12 protein-coding genes are annotated in these 15,625 nt (G+C 72.4%); 5 read left to right on the top strand and 7 right to left on the bottom strand.

Annotated elements, in window-relative coordinates:
* Positions 1 to 11: 11 nt before the first annotated feature.
* Positions 12 to 2,234: an acetate--CoA ligase family protein gene (locus ACFYX3_RS04125; protein ID WP_389007716.1), complete on the bottom strand. Its 2,223-nt coding sequence runs from the start codon at positions 2,232 to 2,234 to the stop codon at positions 12 to 14.
* A 294-nt stretch (positions 2,235 to 2,528) separates the two neighbouring features.
* Between ACFYX3_RS04125 and ACFYX3_RS04120 the strand changes: the two genes are divergently transcribed.
* The gene (locus ACFYX3_RS04120) at positions 2,529 to 4,232 is read left to right on the top strand and encodes an FG-GAP-like repeat-containing protein (protein ID WP_389007714.1); all 1,704 of its coding nucleotides are present in this window, start codon (positions 2,529 to 2,531) and stop codon (positions 4,230 to 4,232) included.
* Positions 4,233 to 4,310: 78 nt separating this feature from the next.
* Here ACFYX3_RS04120 and ACFYX3_RS04115 read toward each other — a convergent pair whose 3' ends face one another.
* Positions 4,311 to 5,492: a flavin-containing monooxygenase gene (locus ACFYX3_RS04115; RefSeq protein WP_389007712.1), complete on the bottom strand. Its 1,182-nt coding sequence runs from the start codon at positions 5,490 to 5,492 to the stop codon at positions 4,311 to 4,313.
* A 159-nt stretch (positions 5,493 to 5,651) separates the two neighbouring features.
* Between ACFYX3_RS04115 and ACFYX3_RS04110 the strand changes: the two genes are divergently transcribed.
* A complete protein-coding gene (locus tag ACFYX3_RS04110) occupies positions 5,652 to 6,101 on the top strand; it encodes a DoxX family protein (RefSeq protein ID WP_389007710.1) in 450 nt (149 codons plus the stop codon).
* Positions 6,101 to 6,529 carry a Zn-ribbon domain-containing OB-fold protein gene (locus ACFYX3_RS04105; protein WP_389007708.1) on the top strand — a complete coding sequence of 143 codons (429 nt, stop codon included), beginning with the start codon at positions 6,101 to 6,103 and terminating at the stop codon, positions 6,527 to 6,529. The genes ACFYX3_RS04110 and ACFYX3_RS04105 overlap by 1 nt, the downstream gene beginning before the upstream one ends.
* Here ACFYX3_RS04105 and ACFYX3_RS04100 read toward each other — a convergent pair.
* The 3 genes from ACFYX3_RS04100 to ACFYX3_RS04090 form a co-directional block, all read right to left on the bottom strand.
* On the bottom strand, positions 6,499 to 8,436 hold the full coding sequence (locus ACFYX3_RS04100) for a protein kinase (protein ID WP_389007706.1): 1,938 nt from the start codon (positions 8,434 to 8,436) through the stop codon (positions 6,499 to 6,501). The two genes, ACFYX3_RS04105 and ACFYX3_RS04100, sit on opposite strands and share 31 nt — an antisense overlap.
* A gap of 141 nt (positions 8,437 to 8,577) precedes the next feature.
* On the bottom strand, positions 8,578 to 8,937 hold the full coding sequence (locus tag ACFYX3_RS04095; RefSeq protein WP_389007704.1) for a hypothetical protein: 360 nt from the start codon (positions 8,935 to 8,937) through the stop codon (positions 8,578 to 8,580).
* Between the two features lie 302 nt (positions 8,938 to 9,239).
* Entirely contained in the window at positions 9,240 to 9,794 is a 555-nt protein-coding gene (locus tag ACFYX3_RS04090; RefSeq protein WP_382654729.1) for a nitroreductase family protein, read from the bottom strand.
* Positions 9,795 to 9,951: 157 nt separating this feature from the next.
* On the opposite strand from ACFYX3_RS04090, the gene ACFYX3_RS04085 reads away from it, so the two are divergent.
* Complete coding sequence (locus ACFYX3_RS04085) at positions 9,952 to 11,247, top strand: tachylectin-related carbohydrate-binding protein (RefSeq protein ID WP_389007701.1); 1,296 nt, start codon at positions 9,952 to 9,954, stop codon at positions 11,245 to 11,247.
* A gap of 125 nt (positions 11,248 to 11,372) precedes the next feature.
* Entirely contained in the window at positions 11,373 to 12,668 is a 1,296-nt protein-coding gene (locus tag ACFYX3_RS04080; RefSeq protein ID WP_389007699.1) for a hypothetical protein, read from the top strand.
* On the opposite strand, the gene ACFYX3_RS04075 is transcribed toward ACFYX3_RS04080, so the two are convergent.
* Both ACFYX3_RS04075 and ACFYX3_RS04070 read right to left on the bottom strand, forming a co-directional pair.
* On the bottom strand, positions 12,650 to 13,288 hold the full coding sequence (locus tag ACFYX3_RS04075) for an HAD family hydrolase (protein WP_389007697.1): 639 nt from the start codon (positions 13,286 to 13,288) through the stop codon (positions 12,650 to 12,652). The two genes, ACFYX3_RS04080 and ACFYX3_RS04075, sit on opposite strands and share 19 nt — an antisense overlap.
* 98 nt (positions 13,289 to 13,386) lie before the next feature.
* Positions 13,387 to 15,615: an FG-GAP repeat domain-containing protein gene (locus ACFYX3_RS04070; RefSeq protein ID WP_389007695.1), complete on the bottom strand. Its 2,229-nt coding sequence runs from the start codon at positions 15,613 to 15,615 to the stop codon at positions 13,387 to 13,389.
* Positions 15,616 to 15,625: the final 10 nt, after the last annotated feature.

Genomic DNA, 15,625 nt, shown 5'->3' with positions numbered 1-15,625 from the left:
CGAAAAGGCTCCTATCGGCAGACCGCCAGCGCGTCCAGGGCCACCGCCCCCTGCCCGCGCGGCAGCACCATCAGCGGGTTGATGTCCAGTTCGGCGAGGTCGCCGTCGAGTTCGAGGGCCATCCGCTGGACGCGGAGCACGACCTCGACGAGCGCGTCGACGTCGGCCGGCGGGGCTCCCCGTACGCCGTCCAGCAGGGCCCTGCCCCGCAGTTCGTCGAGCATCGAGCGGGCCTCGCGCTCCCCGAACGGCGGGACGCGCACGGCCGTGTCGTTCAGGACCTCCACCAGCACCCCGCCGAGGCCCACCGTGACCGTCGGGCCGAAGAGTTCGTCGCGGGTCACGCCCACCACCATCTCGACCCCGCGCCCGACCATCTGGCAGACGAGGATGCCGTCGAGGTCGATGTCCTCGAAGCGGGCGATGTCCGTCAGCTCGCGGTACGCGTCCCTCACCTGGCTCGCCGAGGTCAACCCGACCTTCACCAGGCCCAGTTCCGTCTTGTGGGCGAGCTGCGCCCCCGAGGCCTTCATCACGACCGGGTAGCCGACGAGCCCGGCGGCCCGGACGGCGGCCGCCGCGCTGGTGACGAGCTGCTCGCGCGGCACCCGTATCCCGTACGCCCGCAGCAGCTGCTTCGCCGCGTGCTCGCTGAGCCGCCGGCCGGGCCGCATGAGGGCCTGCGCCTTGCGCAGGGACGGGGAGGGGGTGCGCGGGGCCTCGTCGAAGGGGGAACGGTAGGCGGCGGTGAAGCGGTGGTGGTCGAGGTAGGCCTTCACGGCCCCGATGCAGTTGGAGAAGGTGCGGAACGTGGCCACGCGCGAGGAGCCGAGGAGGGTCTCGCGGTAGGCCGCCTCCGTGCCGACGGGGGAGCCCCAGACCACGCACACCAGCTTGTCGGTGGCCTCGGCGGCGTCGACGAGGTCCTGGGCGAGCTTGTCGCTCATCGGGGGGAAGGGGCCGGTGATGGGACAGATCAGGACGCCGACGGACGGGTCGGCGAGGATCGCGTCGATGATCTTCCGGCCGCGCCAGTCGCCCACCGGGTGGCCGCCGTTGTCGACGGGGTTGGCGACGTTCAGGTACTCCGGGATCCACCGGTGCAGCTCGTCCTGCTTGGTCTGGCCGAGCGTGGGGAGTTCGAGGCCCGCCGCCGTCGCCAGGTCGGCGAAGTGGGCCCCCGTACCGCCGGAGATCGAGTAGACGACGACCCCGTCGGCGAGCGGCCGGCGCGCGCGGGCGAGGAGGGCGGAGGTGTCCTGGAGCTCGTCGAGCCCGTCGACCCGGATCACCCCGTACTGCCGCATGGCCGCGTCGACGACCCGGTCGGCGCCGGTCAGCTTCCCGGTGTGGGAGGCGGCGGTACGGGCCCCGGTCTCGGTCCTCCCCACCTTCACGGCGACGACGGGCACGCCCTGGCGCGCGGCCCGGTCCGCGGCGAGCAGGAACGAACGGCCGTCCTTCAGCCCCTCCACGTAGCAGGCGATGGCCCCGACCTCGGGCCGCCCGGCGAAGTACGAGAGGAAGTCGGCGGTCTCCAGGTCGGCCTCGTTGCCGGTGGGCGCCCAGTGGGAGAGGCGGACGCCGAGCTCCTGGAGGGTGAAGACGGGCCGCCCCTGGTGCCCGGACTGGGTGATGAGGGCGACGGCGGGGCCTTCGAGGTCGTCGCGGAAACGCTCGAAGGCGTTGAGGTTGGTGTTGGGGCCGAGGAGGCGGAGCCCGGAGCGGCGTACGGCGGCGGCGAGGCGTTCCTGCGCGGCGGCGCCGGCCTCGCCGGTCTCGGCGAAGCCGGAGGCGAAGGCGACCGCGAACCTCACCTTCGTCTCGGCGAGTTCCTCGATCACGGGCAGCGGGTCGGCGACGAGGAGGACGGCGAGGTCGACGGGTTCGGCGAGCGCGGAGACGGACGGCACGCAGTCGATCCCGAACACGCTCGTACGGGTCGGGTGCACGGGCACGAGCCGGGCACCGACCCGCTCGGCCCAGGCGAGCAGCTGCCGGGTGATGCCGGTGTTGGGCCGTCCCTCGGCGTCGGAGGCGCCGATCACCGCGACGGACTCGGGCCGGAAGAACCGGTCGAGGTCGGGCACGGGCGCGTGCAGCGGCCGCCCGCTGACGTCGACGTCGCCGGGGGCGACGGTGACGCCGTGCACGACGACCGGCGGCGCTTCGCCGCAGGCGACCACGCGGGCGCGGAGATCGGTGGTGAAGGTGCCGTGTGTCGATCCAAGCATGTGTGTGTCGCCCGCCCTTCACCCGTCCGTATACACCTGACACTTAGTCAGATTACAGAACTGACGGCCTGTCAGGAATGGGTGTGCGGAGGTCTGTGGTGGATCGGGGCCTCCGGCGGGTGGAGGGGGCGGGCGGACCGGGGTCTCCGGCGGGTGGAGGGGCGGGGCGGATCGGGGCCTCCGGCGGCCGACGGTCCGTCGCGGAACCGGTTCTTCAAAGTCGTACAACCCTTCGGCGGGGACGCGGGTCTCACCCCCCAGACGACACGCGTGGGACGTCGTACGACTACTGCCATGGGAGATCACTTGACCCGCTCCACCCGCACCCGGGGCAGCCGCCGCGCCCTCGGCACCGCCCTGGCCGTCCTCGCCTCCTCCGCCGCGCTCACCGCGGTCACGACGGCGCCCGCCCAGGCCGCCGAGGGCACGCCGAAGCCGCGGGTGGTCTTCACGGAGTACAAGGACGTCGACGGCGTCCGCCACAGCAGCATCGTCACGGTCAACACCGACGGCAGCGACCGCCGCGTCCTGGTGCCCACCGGCACGAGCCTTCCCCAGGCGGAGATCACCGGCGTCACGTACTCGCCCGACGGTCTGCGCATGGCCTTCATCAGCAACGACGGCTACGCCGACATCTGGGTCGCGGACGCCGACGGCAAGAACGCCCGCCCGGTCCGCATGGATGTCAACGAGGCCGACGGCTGGCTCGACAGCCTCGACTGGACGCCCGACGGCAAGCAGCTCTACCTGAGCTTCCGCGCCAAGCCGGGCCACGACCGCCTGCGCATCATGCGGATCGACGTCGACGGCACCGACCTCGGCTACGTCTTCCCCACCCCCGAGCAGACCTGGGACACCCAGGTCGACGTGGCCTGGGACGGGCGCATCACCTTCCTGCGCGGCAGCACCGTCCACCTCTGGGACCCGCGCACGGGCGAGGCCCCGCAGCCCGTCACCCAGGGACTGCACCCGACGTTCTCGCCGGACGGCTCGCGGATCGCCTTCGCGGCCTTCGTCGACGGCTCGTACGACGTGCGCGCCCGCGTCCTGGACGGCGGGACCGAGTACGCGCTCACCAAGGGCCGGGGCGTCCTGTTCCCCGAGTGGTCCCCCGAAGGCTCCCAGGTCGCGTACCTCTCCGGCGGTACGAACCAGGCGGCCACCGTCAGCGGCGCCACCGCGCCCGGCACCACTCCCCGGGTGCTCTCGGCCCCCGACACCACCGCCTCCGAGGTCTCCTGGGTCCCCCCGCGCGGCTGGAACCCCCACGGCACCTTCCGCCACGACTACACCGGCGACGGACACTCCGACGTCCTCGCCTTCAACGCCGCGGGCGAGCTCTACCGCTACGAGGGCACCGGCATGGGCGTCCTCGAACCCGGCCGCAAGTTCGGCTGGGGCTGGAAGGGCCACCGCTTCACCGCCGCCGGCGACCTCAACGCCGACGGCCGGCCCGACGCGATCGTCCAGGACCCCGACGGCGGCCTCTGGCGGCTCGACGGGAGCGACTACTACGGCGACCTCGTGAACAAGGTGAGGATCGGCGTCGGCTGGAAGGACCTCAGGCTCACCGGCGTCGGCGACCTGACCAACGACGGCTTCCCGGACGTCCTCGCCATCGACCCCGCCGGCATCCTCTGGAGGTACGAGGGAGATGGCCACGGCGGCCTCCGGGCCCGCGTGAAGGCCGGGTGGGGCTACGAGGGCTACCGCCTGACGGGCGTCGGCGCGCTCACGGCGAACGGCTACCAGAACTACCTCGGCCAGGCCCCGAACGGCGACCTCTACCGCTACGAGCGGGGCGGCCGCTACAAGATCGGCTGGGGTTGGAAGAACCTGACCCTGACCGGTGTGGGGGACCTGGGCAACGACGGGATCCCCGACGTCCTCGCCCGCGACACCGCCGGAGTCCTGTGGCGCTACGACGGCGACGGCAAGGGCGGCCTCAAGAGCCGGGTCAAGATCGGCTGGGGCTGGAACGGCCTCAACGCCTTCTGACCCGGCCCACGATCTGATCCCGCACCCCGTCGGGATCAGCCGGTGCCCCGTCCCCTCCCCGTGGGGGGCGGGGCACCGTCATACGAGCTCCCGGCCGTTGCGCCGTGCTGTGCCGTGCGACCGCGCGATCCGACGCGCGATCCGCTCCGCGTCCCTCGCCAGCTCGCGGAACATCCCGCTGATCGGGTTCGTGAACCCCGTGAAGTACAGCCCGGGCGCCTCCCGCGGGCTCCGCGCCCCGTGCGTCACCGGCAGCCCGCGCTCGTCGAGCACGTCCAGGTGTCCGAGGAGGGCTTCGAGGGCGCGCCGGTAGCCGGTCGCCGCGATCACCGCGTCCGGGGCGATCCGGCTGCCGTCCGCGAGGACCACCTCGCCGTCCTCGAAGCCCTCCACGGCGGCGACGATCTCGACCTTCCCCGCGCGTACGGCGTCGATCAGGCCGACGTCCTGCACCGGGATCGCGCCCTCCCGCTGCCGGGTGGCGAGTCCCTTGTCCGGCCGGGGCAGCCCGTACGCCGAGAGGTCCGGCGCGGCGAACCGGGCGAGCAGCGCTCCCATCCGGTCGACCAGGAACACCGGCAGCCGCCGCACCAGGATGCCGGAGCGCTGGGCGGGCCACCCGAGGGTCGTGCGGCGCACGATGTGCGGGACGGTCCGCACCGCGAGCCGCACCCGGGCGGCCCCGCCCCCGGCGAGGTCGGCGGCTATCTCGGCGCCGGTGTTGCCGACGCCCACGACGAGGACGTCCTTCCCCTCGTACGGCCCCGGCGCCCGGTACGCGCGCGCGTGCGTGAGCCGGCCGCCGTACTCGTGGAGGCCGGGCCACTCGGGCAGGTGCGGGGTGTGGTTGTAGCCGGTGGCCACCACGACCGCGCGCCCGGTGAGCAGGCGCCCGCCGGTGGCGTGCAGGACCCAGTCCGCGCCGGAGCGCTCGATCCGGTGGACCTCGACCCCGGTGACGACCTCCAGCTCGTGCTTCTCCGCGTAGGTCTCCAGGTAGCGGACGACGTCGGCGCGGGCGACCCAGCGGCCGAAGGAGCGGGGCATCTTCAGACCGGGGAGCGCGGAGAGCCGCCGGGTGGTGTGCAGCCGCAGCCGGTCGTAGTGCGCGCGCCAGGAGGCGCCGACGGCGTCGGACTTCTCCAGGACGACGGCCCGGACGCCCCGCGCGTGCAGCGCGGCGGCGACGGCGAGCCCGCCGGGTCCGCCGCCGATGACGTACACGGGGTGGAGGGGAGGTGCAGGGGGGGTGGTGACCATGAATGCTGAGCGTAATGACGTGTACACGCAGTGGGTCTCGGTCCAAGAGGGATTTCGGTTGCGAAACGGTCACGTGCACCTGCCCCTTGCGGCAGGGCCTCGGTCTGCGCTGAACTGACGTACCGTCAGATCCCGGATCCACTCGTCGAGAGGACGCGCATGCAGACCGTCTGGCTCACCGGCGCCGAATGGCTCGCCGTCCTCCGCATAGGCCTCGGCCTGTGGTGGCTGGAGAGCTGGCGCCACAAGGACAAGAAGGGCTGGTTCGAGCGCGGCACCGGCATCGCCTGGGCGGCGGACGTGGCCGACAAGCACAGGTGGGCGGCCGTGAAGAGCGGCTTCGACACCGTCGTCGCCCCGCGCCCCAAGCTCATGGCGTACGTCGTCGTCTACGCCGAACTCGCCCTGGGCCTCGGCCTGATCGGCGGCTTCCTCACCCCGGTCGCCCTGGTCGGCGGCCTCCTCCTCAACCTCCTCTACCTCGTCCTCATGATCCACGACTGGGCCGAGCAGGGGCAGAACGCGATGATGGCGCTCATCTCCGTCGTCGCGCTCTTCGCCGTCTCCTGGCAGGCCTGGTCCCTCGACCACGCGATCGGACTCTTCTGATGACGGCCACACCGGACATCGATCCGTTCACCCGCCCCTACTGGGACGCCGCCGCCGAAGGGCGGCTGCTGCTTCGCCACTGCGCCGCCTGCGACCGCGCCCACCACTACCCGCGCGAGTTCTGCCCGTACTGCTGGAGCGAGGACGTCCGCTGGGAGCGGGCGAGCGGCCGCGCCACCCTCTACACCTGGTCGGTCGTCCACCGGAACGACCTCCCGCCCTTCGGCGACCGCGTCCCGTACGTCGCGGCCGTCGTCGACCTCGCCGAGGGCCCGCGCATGATGACGGAGGTCGTGGGCGTGGCGGAGGAGGACCTCAGGATCGGGATGGAGCTGGAGGTCGCGTTCCGGCAGGAGGGCCCGGACGGGGACGTGACCGTCCCCGTCTTCGGCATCGGTCAGACGGGCGAGACGTTCCGCCAGAGCTGACGGAGGTCGCCCGGGTCGCAGGCGGCCGACATCATGAACGGGGGCCCGGCCATGATGCACTGGCCGGAACCCACGTTCTTGAACGTCCGCCCGTTGGCGGTCGTGGCCTGGATGCGCCACGACTGGTTGCTGGAGCCGTCGCAGGGGACCGCGGTGGCGCCTACCGTCCCGTTCGGGTCGAGACAGTGACCGCTCTGTCGGTTGACCAGCCGGAAGGTGCCGTTCGCGCCGGCCTGGTACGTCCAGCCGTACCAGACGGGCCTGGTGCCTTGCGCCGAACCGCAGTCGTAGGTGTTGGCGAAGACGCCGTAGCCCGCGTTGTACTCGCCCAGGCAACTGCCGTCGGACGCGTTCTTCAGGGAGTACGTCCCCGAGGGCGTCGAGCTGGTGGGCGGCGGGGGCGCGGGCGCGTTCGTCGTCGGCTTCGGGGCGGGGCGCGTCGTCGAGCCACCGGAGGAGCCGGAGCCGGAGCCGGAGCTTGAGCCGCCCGACGACGTGGAGGTGCTCGACCCGCCGCCCGTCACGGACCCGCCGCCGGACCCGCCGCCCGTCGCGGACCCGCCCCCGGCGGCACCGTCGCCGGACCCGCCGCCACCACCGGAGGAGCCCGCCGGTGGGGCCGCGGACCCGGCCGGCGTCTTGGCGGAGGGCTTCCCCGACGGCTTCCCCGAAGGCTTGGCGGACGGGTTGGCGGAAGGGCTCCCCGTCCCGCTCGACGGCGGTACGGAAGCGGGCTGCGAGGCCACCGAGGACGGCGACGCCTCCGGAGACGCGCCCAGCTTGCCGATCTCGTACGGACCGAGTGCGACGGTCAGGGTGGTGCCGGTCGCGACGACCACGGGCACGGCGAACATGACGAACCGGTTCCGCCGCCACCGAGGCGTGTCGGAGGCGGCCTGACCGGTGACGGCCAGGGGATCGGGCGAGGCGGTCGCGGGCTCCGGCCGGGCCTGCGGGGTCAGCGAGGCCGTGGCCACGTCCTGCGTCGGATCGGTCCGTTCCAGCTCCGCGAGCTGCTCGGCGGTGGGAGCACCGGCGGCGAAGACCGCCCGCTCGGCGATCCGCTCGGCGACGGCCGCCGGCCAGACGGCGCCCGCCGCGCCCTCCTCGGTGAGCGCGACCAGCTCGTCGGCCGTCGGCCGGTCCGCCGGATCCTTCGCGAGACACTTCTGTACGAGCTCCGCAAGCGCGGGATCGCCCTCGGTGAGGCGCCCGAAGTCGGGCTCGCCGTGGACGACGCGGTAGAGGAGGTCGGGCCCGGAACCGTCACCGAACGGGGGCCGCCCGTTCGCGGCGTACAGAAGCAGGCTGCCGAGCGCGAACACATCGGCGGCACCGGTCAGTCGCCGGTCGGCGACGGCCTGCTCGGGGGCCATGTAGGCGGGGGTGCCGATGACCATGCCGGTCTTGGTCAGCCGGCTCTGGTCGGCCGCGCGGGCCACGCCGAAGTCGATGAGCGAGAGGCCGCCTCCGGTCAGCATGACGTTGGACGGCTTGAGGTCGCGGTGCACCATGTCCGCGCCGTGCACGACGCGCAGCCCGGCCGCCGCCTCCCGCAGGAGCCGCCACAGGGCGCCGCCGGACAGCGGGCCGCCGTTGAGGCGGATGGCCTCGTTGAGGGTGATGCCGGGGATGAACTCGGTCGCGAACCACGGCGGCTTGGCCGTGCGGTCGCTCGCGAGGAGCTTGGTGTTGGCGCCGGCGGGCAGCCGGGCCAGGTTGTCGAGCTCGTGCCCGAAGTGGCTGAGGAAGTCGGCGTCCTCGGCGAGCACGGGAAGGACCCGCTTCACCGCCGCGAACTTCCCCGGCACGGCGCCGAGGTAGACCCGCCCCATCCCGCCGGACCCGAGCACGCCGAGCAGCCTGAACGCCCCGATCTGCCGCGGGTCGCCCGGCTCGAGGGGCATTGCCCCGCTGCCGCGCAAACTGTCCTGACCGGACCGGCCTTCCGATTCCCCCTGCATGGGCCACACAGTAGCCGAGCGGGTTTGTAACCTGAATGGGGCTCAAGTTCTTGTTGTGTAACTGTGGTTGGCGGAACGCATCGGCTACCGGTCCGGCTCCATCGGGAGCACGACCGCCTTCTTCCGCGCGGCAAGCCGGACGTCGTCCACGGGCTTCATCTCGCCCTGGTAGAGCTGCGCGTGACCGTCGTTCGTGGTGTCGGCCCAGGCGTGGGCGGCGAAGATGTACGTGCTTCCGTCCGCCGGCCGGTCGGGGCCGCCTTCGTCCAGTCCGTACGCGACCCGGACCGTCCCGTGCAGGTCGCCCCGCAGGGTGGAGGTGACCCCGACCCGGTAGACGTCCTGTGTCCACCCCTCGATGTCACGCTTCTCCTCGAACTCCGCCACGCGCCCGGTGAACACGTTCTCGGTGTGGGGTGCCGTCGTCCGTGCAACACTTCGCAACCGTCATGCTCCACTGCACCTCCCTCGCACGCCGGTTCGCGCCCCGGGCGGCGGGGTGCGAGGGCGGGGCGGGTGCTCGGGGTGGGCCGGCTTCGTGGACCCGTCCCCCGGACCGCCCTCCGAGAGGTCTTTCGCTCCTGGAGGTGGCAGGTCAAGGGTGGAGCGCAGCGGAGTCGGCGGAGCCGACGCGACGAAGGAGCGCCCTTGACGCGCCGCCGGAAGGAGCGACTCTCGGAAAGAGGGCGGTCCCACCAGAAGCCCACGAAGCACGTCCGCCCCGAGAGCCGGAGCGACGGCTCCCGTCACAGGGCCCAGGGCGCCGACAGCAGGTCGGTCACGCTGCGCCGGTCCCGACCCTCCGGCGCCTCCCCGGCCGCCTTCCCCAGCGCGACCATCGACACGATCGCCCATCCCGGCTTCGGATCCAGTTCCTTCGTCAGGCCCTCCATGTCGAAGGCCCGGAACTGGTGCGACGCCAGGCCCAGCGCCTCCGCCTGGAGGGTCATGTGCGCGATGGCCTGGCCGAGGTCGTAGTCCGCGAACTCCGAGTACTGCAGCTCCGTGTCGTCCACGTACCGCCGCGTCAGCGTGACCACCAGCAGCCCCGCGTCCGTCGCCCACCGTGCCGAGCTCGGCGCGAGGTGGCGCACCACCCGCTCGTGGTCCGGCTCGCCCGGCCTGCTCGCGAAGAAGCCCCACGGCTGGGAGTTCCCGGCGGACGGAGCCCACCGCGCGGCTTCGAGCAGCAGCCGCAGCGACTCGTCGTCGACGGCGGCCGACGCGTCGAACCGGTAGGGGCTGAACCGTCCCGCAAGCAGGGGATGTATACCGCCCGACGCTTCCCGATCACGTTGCATGTCCCGCTCCAACCGGCCACCGCACAGGCCTATTCCAATGCCCGGCTCGTGGCCCCTCCCGCACAACCATCCGGCACCGCCGACCGTCAAAGGCGTGAACCACCGAAGCAGATCAGAAGAATTCCTGGGGGGATTCGTGGCACGTAGGCACACTCGCATGGCCCTGGTGATCGCGACGGCTCTTGCCGTCGGTGTGGCCCCTGCCCTACTGGGTGGGGCCACGGCCGTCGCCGCGCCGGCCCCGGTCACCGCCTCGACCGCCTCGACCGGCACGGTCACCCAGCAGGGCGGCCCGCTGGTCGTGCCCTCGGGCGAGGAAGGGCCGGTGACCACGCGGGTCACGGTCCAGCTGTCGCATTACTCGGGCGGCACGATCAAGGCGCGGCTGCTCCTGCCGACGAAGCCGTACGAGGCCGGCAACGAGAATCCCGCGTATCGATGGGTGACCGCCACCTGCGCCGTCAACGGCGGTGCCTTCAAGGCCTGCGGCTGGGACAACTGGGACAACGTGGCCACGCTCCCGGAGGTCTCCACAAACGCCGGCCAGACGACCCTGACGTACGACATCCGCGTCGACGCCACCAGCATCGCCGCCTATCTCGGGGACGTCCCGGCCTACCTCGAAGTGAGCGACGAGACCGGGACCGTCACCGACCGCGGCCCCGTCGCCTTCCGGTTCGTCAAGGGCACCCCGGAGGCGCAGTACAGGACGACGGTCCTCGCCCGTGACAAGGCCGGTGTGCTCTGGCAGTACGAGAGTTCCGGCCGCGCCGACAAGCCCTTGAAGGCCCGTGAGCGCATCGGCGGCGGCTGGAACGTCTACACCTCGATCACGTCCCTCCTGCCCCGGTCGGCGGCCGGTCAGGGTGCTCTCGTGGCCCGCGACCGGGACGGGGTGCTCTGGTACTACGAGGGCTCCGGAAACCCGGACCAGCTGTTCAAGCCGCGCGTGCGGATCGGCGGCGGCTGGAACCAGTACACCGCCCTCGCCGGCAGGGACGGAGGTCTCGTGGCCAGGGACAAGGACGGCAGGCTCTGGGTCTACATGAGGAGCGGCTCGAACGACCCCACCCGGATGTTCATGACGCGCGGACTCGTGGGCACCGGCTGGAACACCTACAACCTGATCGCGAGCAGGGGCGACTACGAAGCCGTGGCGCGAGACGCGAGCGGCGTGCTCTGGTCGTACACCTACCGCAGCGGCGGAGGCGGCTACTACGAGGTGTACGCGCCGCGCACGCGCGTCGGCGGCGGCTGGAACGTCTACGACTCCGTCGTGTCGACGGGGGACCTCGACGGCAGCATCCTCGACTCCGGAACGAGCGACGACTTCCTCGCCCGCGACAAGGACGGCGGCCTGTGGTTCTACGCAGGCCGCGAGGCCGCCGCCGGCCCCGGCTCGACCCGCAGACAGATCGGCCACGGCTGGGGCATCTACGACGTGATCCTCTGAGCCTGAACCGGTCGCGACATTCGCGTGAAGCGGGGGCAACCCACACCCGCTCTCGCTGGTCACACAGGTGTCCGTGCCGGAGGCGAGGCCGCCTCCGGCACCACCCGAGAACCCCTGGGGGATCCGTGGCCCACATCCGTTCGACCCTGGTCATCGCGACCGCACTCGTTGCCGGAGTCGCCCCTGCCACCGTGGCGGCCGCCGCCGCTCCGGCCACGGCCGTGACCGCTCGGGCAGAGGCGACCCGGGCCGCGGAGATGGGCACCGCCGTCCAGGAAGGCGGCCCCCTGGTCGTGAGGCTCGGCGAGGGGGCACCTGTGACGACCCGCTTCACCGTCACCCTGCCCGCTTCCGTGACCGGCCGGCTGACCGCCGGCCTGGTGCTCGGGGACCTGCCGGGCCCCCTCGCCGGAGGCGACGGACTGCCCGGTGCCGAATGCTCGGTGAACGGCGACGCCTACCGACTCTGCGGCTGGGACTACGACACCCCCGAGTACCCGGACAGCTACGGCGACGGCTATGTCCTGTCCCTGCCGCCCACCGAGGCGGCACGGACCCTCACCTTCGACGTCAGGATCGACCCCGCTGATCCTGCGCCGATGGGCAAGCACTCCGGCATCCTGGAGATGAAGGACGCGAGCGGGAAGGTGGTGGCGACCGGTGCCGCCGCCGTGAACTTCGTCCTGGGCACTCCCGAGGCGTACCGGCGCACGACGGTGCACGCCCGTGACAAGGCCGGTGTGCTCTGGCAGTACGAGAGCACCGCCGACCCGGCCCGCCCGTTCAAGCCGCGCACGCGGGTCGGCGGCGGCTGGAACGTGTACACCGCGATCACCAAGATCGGCACCACGAACGCGGCGGGCGAGGGCGACCTGGTGGCCCGGGACAAGGACGGCGTGCTCTGGTACTACGAGGGCTCCGGCGACCCGGCCCGCCCGTTCGAGCCGCGCGTGCGGGTGGGCGGCGGCTGGAACGTGTACACCTCGATCTCCTCCGGTGGCCGGGGGCTGATCGCCCGTGACCGCGACGGAGTCCTCTGGCACTACGCCGACGACTACTGGCACACCAACGGCCCGTTCAAGCCGCGCGTACGCGTCGGCGGCGGCTGGAACGCCTACAACCTGATCAGTGCCATCGGCTACGAGGTCGTGGCGCGCGATGGTGCCGGAGTGCTCTGGTCGTACGCGTCCAAGGACCCGAACGAGTGGTCGGAGAGTGCCCCGTTCAAGCCGCGCGTGCGGGTCGGCGGCGGGTGGAACACGTACGACACGGTCAGGCGCACCGGCGACATCGACGGCTGGAGCGACAGCGACGGCATCGCCCGTGACAAGGCCGGCTACCTCTGGCTCTACAAGGACGCCCCGACCGCCGCGCGCCGCCGGATCGGCCACGGCTGGGACATCTACGACGTGATCATCTGACCCAGAGCCGCCACGATGTGCGGCGCGGCCTCCGCGAGGGTCGGGAAGTGGCGGTGGGCGTCCGGGTGCGGCGCCGGGGTGTTGACGGTCCAGACCGTCATCCCGGCGTCCAGCCCCGACCGCACGCCCGACGGCGCGTCCTCGATCACGAGGCACTCCGCCGGGTCCGCGCCCAGCTTCTCGGCGGCGGTGAGGTACGGGACGGGCGACGGCTTCCCCTCCGCGACCGAGGCCGCGTCGACGATGAGCCCCGGGAAGCGGAGGCCGGTCCGCTCGAACCGGCCCCGCACCCGGTGCTCGTAGTTCGACGTCACGAGCGCCCACCGGTCCGCCGGGAGGCCGGCGAGCAGCTCCGCCGCCCCCTCGAAGGCCGCGTACGTACCCGTACGGACGTCCTCGTCCTCCAGCGCGTGCAGGAGGGCGAGGCACTCGTCCGGGTCGGCGCCGGGGACGACGGCCGCGAAGGTCTCCACCGGGCGGGTCCGCAGCGCCGTGGCGTACACCTCGGCACCGTCGAGCCCGTACCGCGCGGCCCACGCGTGCCAGACGCGCCGCTGGTTCTCGACGGCGTCCATGAGGGTGCCGTCGACGTCGAAGAGAACGAACTTGAGGGAGGTCACGCCCAGGATGCTACGTCCAGGCCTGGCACGGTTGTTCGCTGCGCAGCAGCTCCGCGACGGGGACCGGGGGCCCGTGCCACCTACGCGGAGCCGGCGCGTCAGAAGACCTTGACGAAGTCCCTGACGTAGATCAAGCCCATGCCCGGGTTGTTGTTCGCGAAGGGGGCTCGGTAGTCCCCCGTGCCCCTGTAGATCTCCACGATGTCGTCGGTGGTGCCCTTGTGGTTCACCGCGATCAGGTCGGCACGCCCGTCCTTGTCGGCGTCGCCGATGCCGACGAGGTCGGTGTACTGGTTCCAGCCCGCGCTGACGCGGGTGCGGGGTGCGAAGGTGCCGTCGCCCTTGCCGAGGTAGAGCCAGAGGACGCCGGCGTTGTCGCGGGCGACGAGGTCGCCGGCCGGGCCGCCGGCGAGGTTGCCGGTGGCGGTGAGCTGGTTGTAGACGCCCCAGCCACCGCCGATCTTCGTGCGCGGGGCGAAGGGCGCCTGCTCGTTGCCGGTGGCCCGGTAGAGCCAGAGGACGCCGGACTTGTCGGTGGCCAGGAGGTCGGGGCGGCCGTCGCCCGTGAGGTCGCTGCCGGCGGTGAGCTTGTCGTAGATCTGCCAGCCGCCGCCCACCTTGGTCCGGGGCGCGAGGGCCTGTCCGGTGCCCCGGTAGTACCAGAGGACGCCCGTCCGGTCCCGGCCGAGCAGGTCGGCGTAGGCGGAGCCGGCCAGGTTTCCCGGGGCGACGATCCGGTCGTACGTGTTCCAGCCGCCGCCACGGTCGGTCCGCTCCCACGGGCCTTGATGGCGATTGTCGAACATCTGCCGGACGTCGAGGGAGGAGAGCCGTCCCGCGCTGTTCGTGAGGAGAAGGTCGGGGGAGCCGCTGTCGGAGTAGTCGTGGGGATGCGGCTTGCCGACGACCTTGAGGGTGCCGGATCGTTCCACCGCCGGACCGATGCCGTTCCAGGGAGTCGCCGTCATCTTCCAGGTGTACGTGCCGTGGTAGGCGGCGACGGCGTTGTCGAACTGGCCGGTCCAGTCCATGGCGACATGGTCGAGCGAGTAGAGGTCGTCGGCGAAGGCGGTCCAACGCCTGCCGGACGCTTCGTGGGTGAGCACGAGCCGCACATCCGCGCCCCACCTCCCGAACTGCCAGGAGAACCGCGCCTTGGAGCCGGCCGTGCCGAAGTCGACGGATGTGGGGGTCTCCTCATCCACCAGAGTGAGCGCGGTGGGCCTGCCCAGGCTCGCCACGAGTGTGGCGGCGGGGAGGCCGTCCGGCCCTGTGTCGATCCGGTAGATGCCCTCGCCCTGCTCGATCGTGCCGCCCTGCACGAGGAGCTCGGTGTCCGACTGGCTGCGGATGGTGTCGACGACGTCGAGGACCTTGACCGTCTGCCCGGTCGTCAGCGAGCGGAGCGTCAGCCCGTAGAGAGGGTTGGGGTGGCGCTGCAGGAAATCAGCCCTTGTCGTCTCGGCGTATGCCAGCCAGTCGTCGCCCATCAACTCGGCCTGGAGGAACTGCCCGTAGCCGATGGGAATGCGTGTGGAACCGGACTCGCCCCGCCGGGCCACCTCCAGGGCCACCGCCCCGGTGACGTCCGGGTCCTCGACCCAGGCCAGGTGCGTGGCGGACAGGGTGACATCGGTCCCCCAGCCGGCTCGTGCTGCGTGACGCTCCTCCACGACCTCGGCGGTGGCGACGTCCACGACGGCCGTGCGCCAGTCGGCCGCGTTGCCCTCGGGCACGTAGTACAGGAGGGACAGGGTGCCGGGCGAGTCCACCTGGCTGGAGAGGGAACGGGCGACCACGTCCGCGGGCAGGCCGGATATCGGCCGGTCGACGATCGTGCCGTCCGGCTTGCCGACGAGGTGGACGTCCCGGCCGTCGCCGCCGTCGTCCCTGGGGACGCTCACGACGAGGGTGCTGCCGACGAGGTCCATGAGGGTGGCGCCCGCGCCGAGGTAGCCGATGTCGATGGTCACGGGGGAGGAGGCCCCGGACATGTCGTACACGGTGTGGGTGGTTCCGGCGGAGGCCACGACGGTGTCCGCGCGGACGGTGCCCCTGGAGCCCGCGGGCAGCGCGGTCGTGACGCCGTCCGCGTACCGGGTCCAGGAGAAGCCGCCGTCGTTGTGGCGGGTGAGGAACCCGGACGGGCCGTTGCCGACCAGCTGGGAGTCCGGCGGCAGGGTGGGCGCGGGGGCGGCCGCCGCGACGGACGCCGTCGCCGGGCGCGGGGCGGTCGCCGCGACGGCGGGCGAGGCGAGGACGCCGGCGGTGACGGCGAGGGCTACCGCTACGGCGAGCCGGTGCCGGGCGTGGTTGATGAGGTTCAAGGGTCTGCTT

Source organism: Streptomyces sp. NPDC002463 (genome assembly GCF_042889835.1).
GTDB lineage: Bacteria > Actinomycetota > Actinomycetes > Streptomycetales > Streptomycetaceae > Streptomyces > Streptomyces nymphaeiformis.
This window is presented reverse-complemented; position numbering and strand designations above follow the sequence as displayed.

Bases quoted from the DNA above. Each gene is read 5' to 3' on its own strand.
- ACFYX3_RS04125 (WP_389007716.1), bottom strand. From the start codon at position 2,234: ATGCTTGGATCGACACACGGCACCTTCACCACCGATCTCCGCGCCCGC.
- ACFYX3_RS04120 (WP_389007714.1), top strand. From the start codon at position 2,529: ATGGGAGATCACTTGACCCGCTCCACCCGCACCCGGGGCAGCCGCCGC.
- ACFYX3_RS04115 (WP_389007712.1), bottom strand. From the start codon at position 5,492: ATGGTCACCACCCCCCCTGCACCTCCCCTCCACCCCGTGTACGTCATC.
- ACFYX3_RS04110 (WP_389007710.1), top strand. From the start codon at position 5,652: ATGCAGACCGTCTGGCTCACCGGCGCCGAATGGCTCGCCGTCCTCCGC.
- ACFYX3_RS04105 (WP_389007708.1), top strand. From the start codon at position 6,101: ATGACGGCCACACCGGACATCGATCCGTTCACCCGCCCCTACTGGGAC.
- ACFYX3_RS04100 (WP_389007706.1), bottom strand. From the start codon at position 8,436: ATGCCCCTCGAGCCGGGCGACCCGCGGCAGATCGGGGCGTTCAGGCTG.
- ACFYX3_RS04090 (WP_382654729.1), bottom strand. From the start codon at position 9,794: ATGCAACGTGATCGGGAAGCGTCGGGCGGTATACATCCCCTGCTTGCG.
- ACFYX3_RS04085 (WP_389007701.1), top strand. From the start codon at position 9,952: ATGGCCCTGGTGATCGCGACGGCTCTTGCCGTCGGTGTGGCCCCTGCC.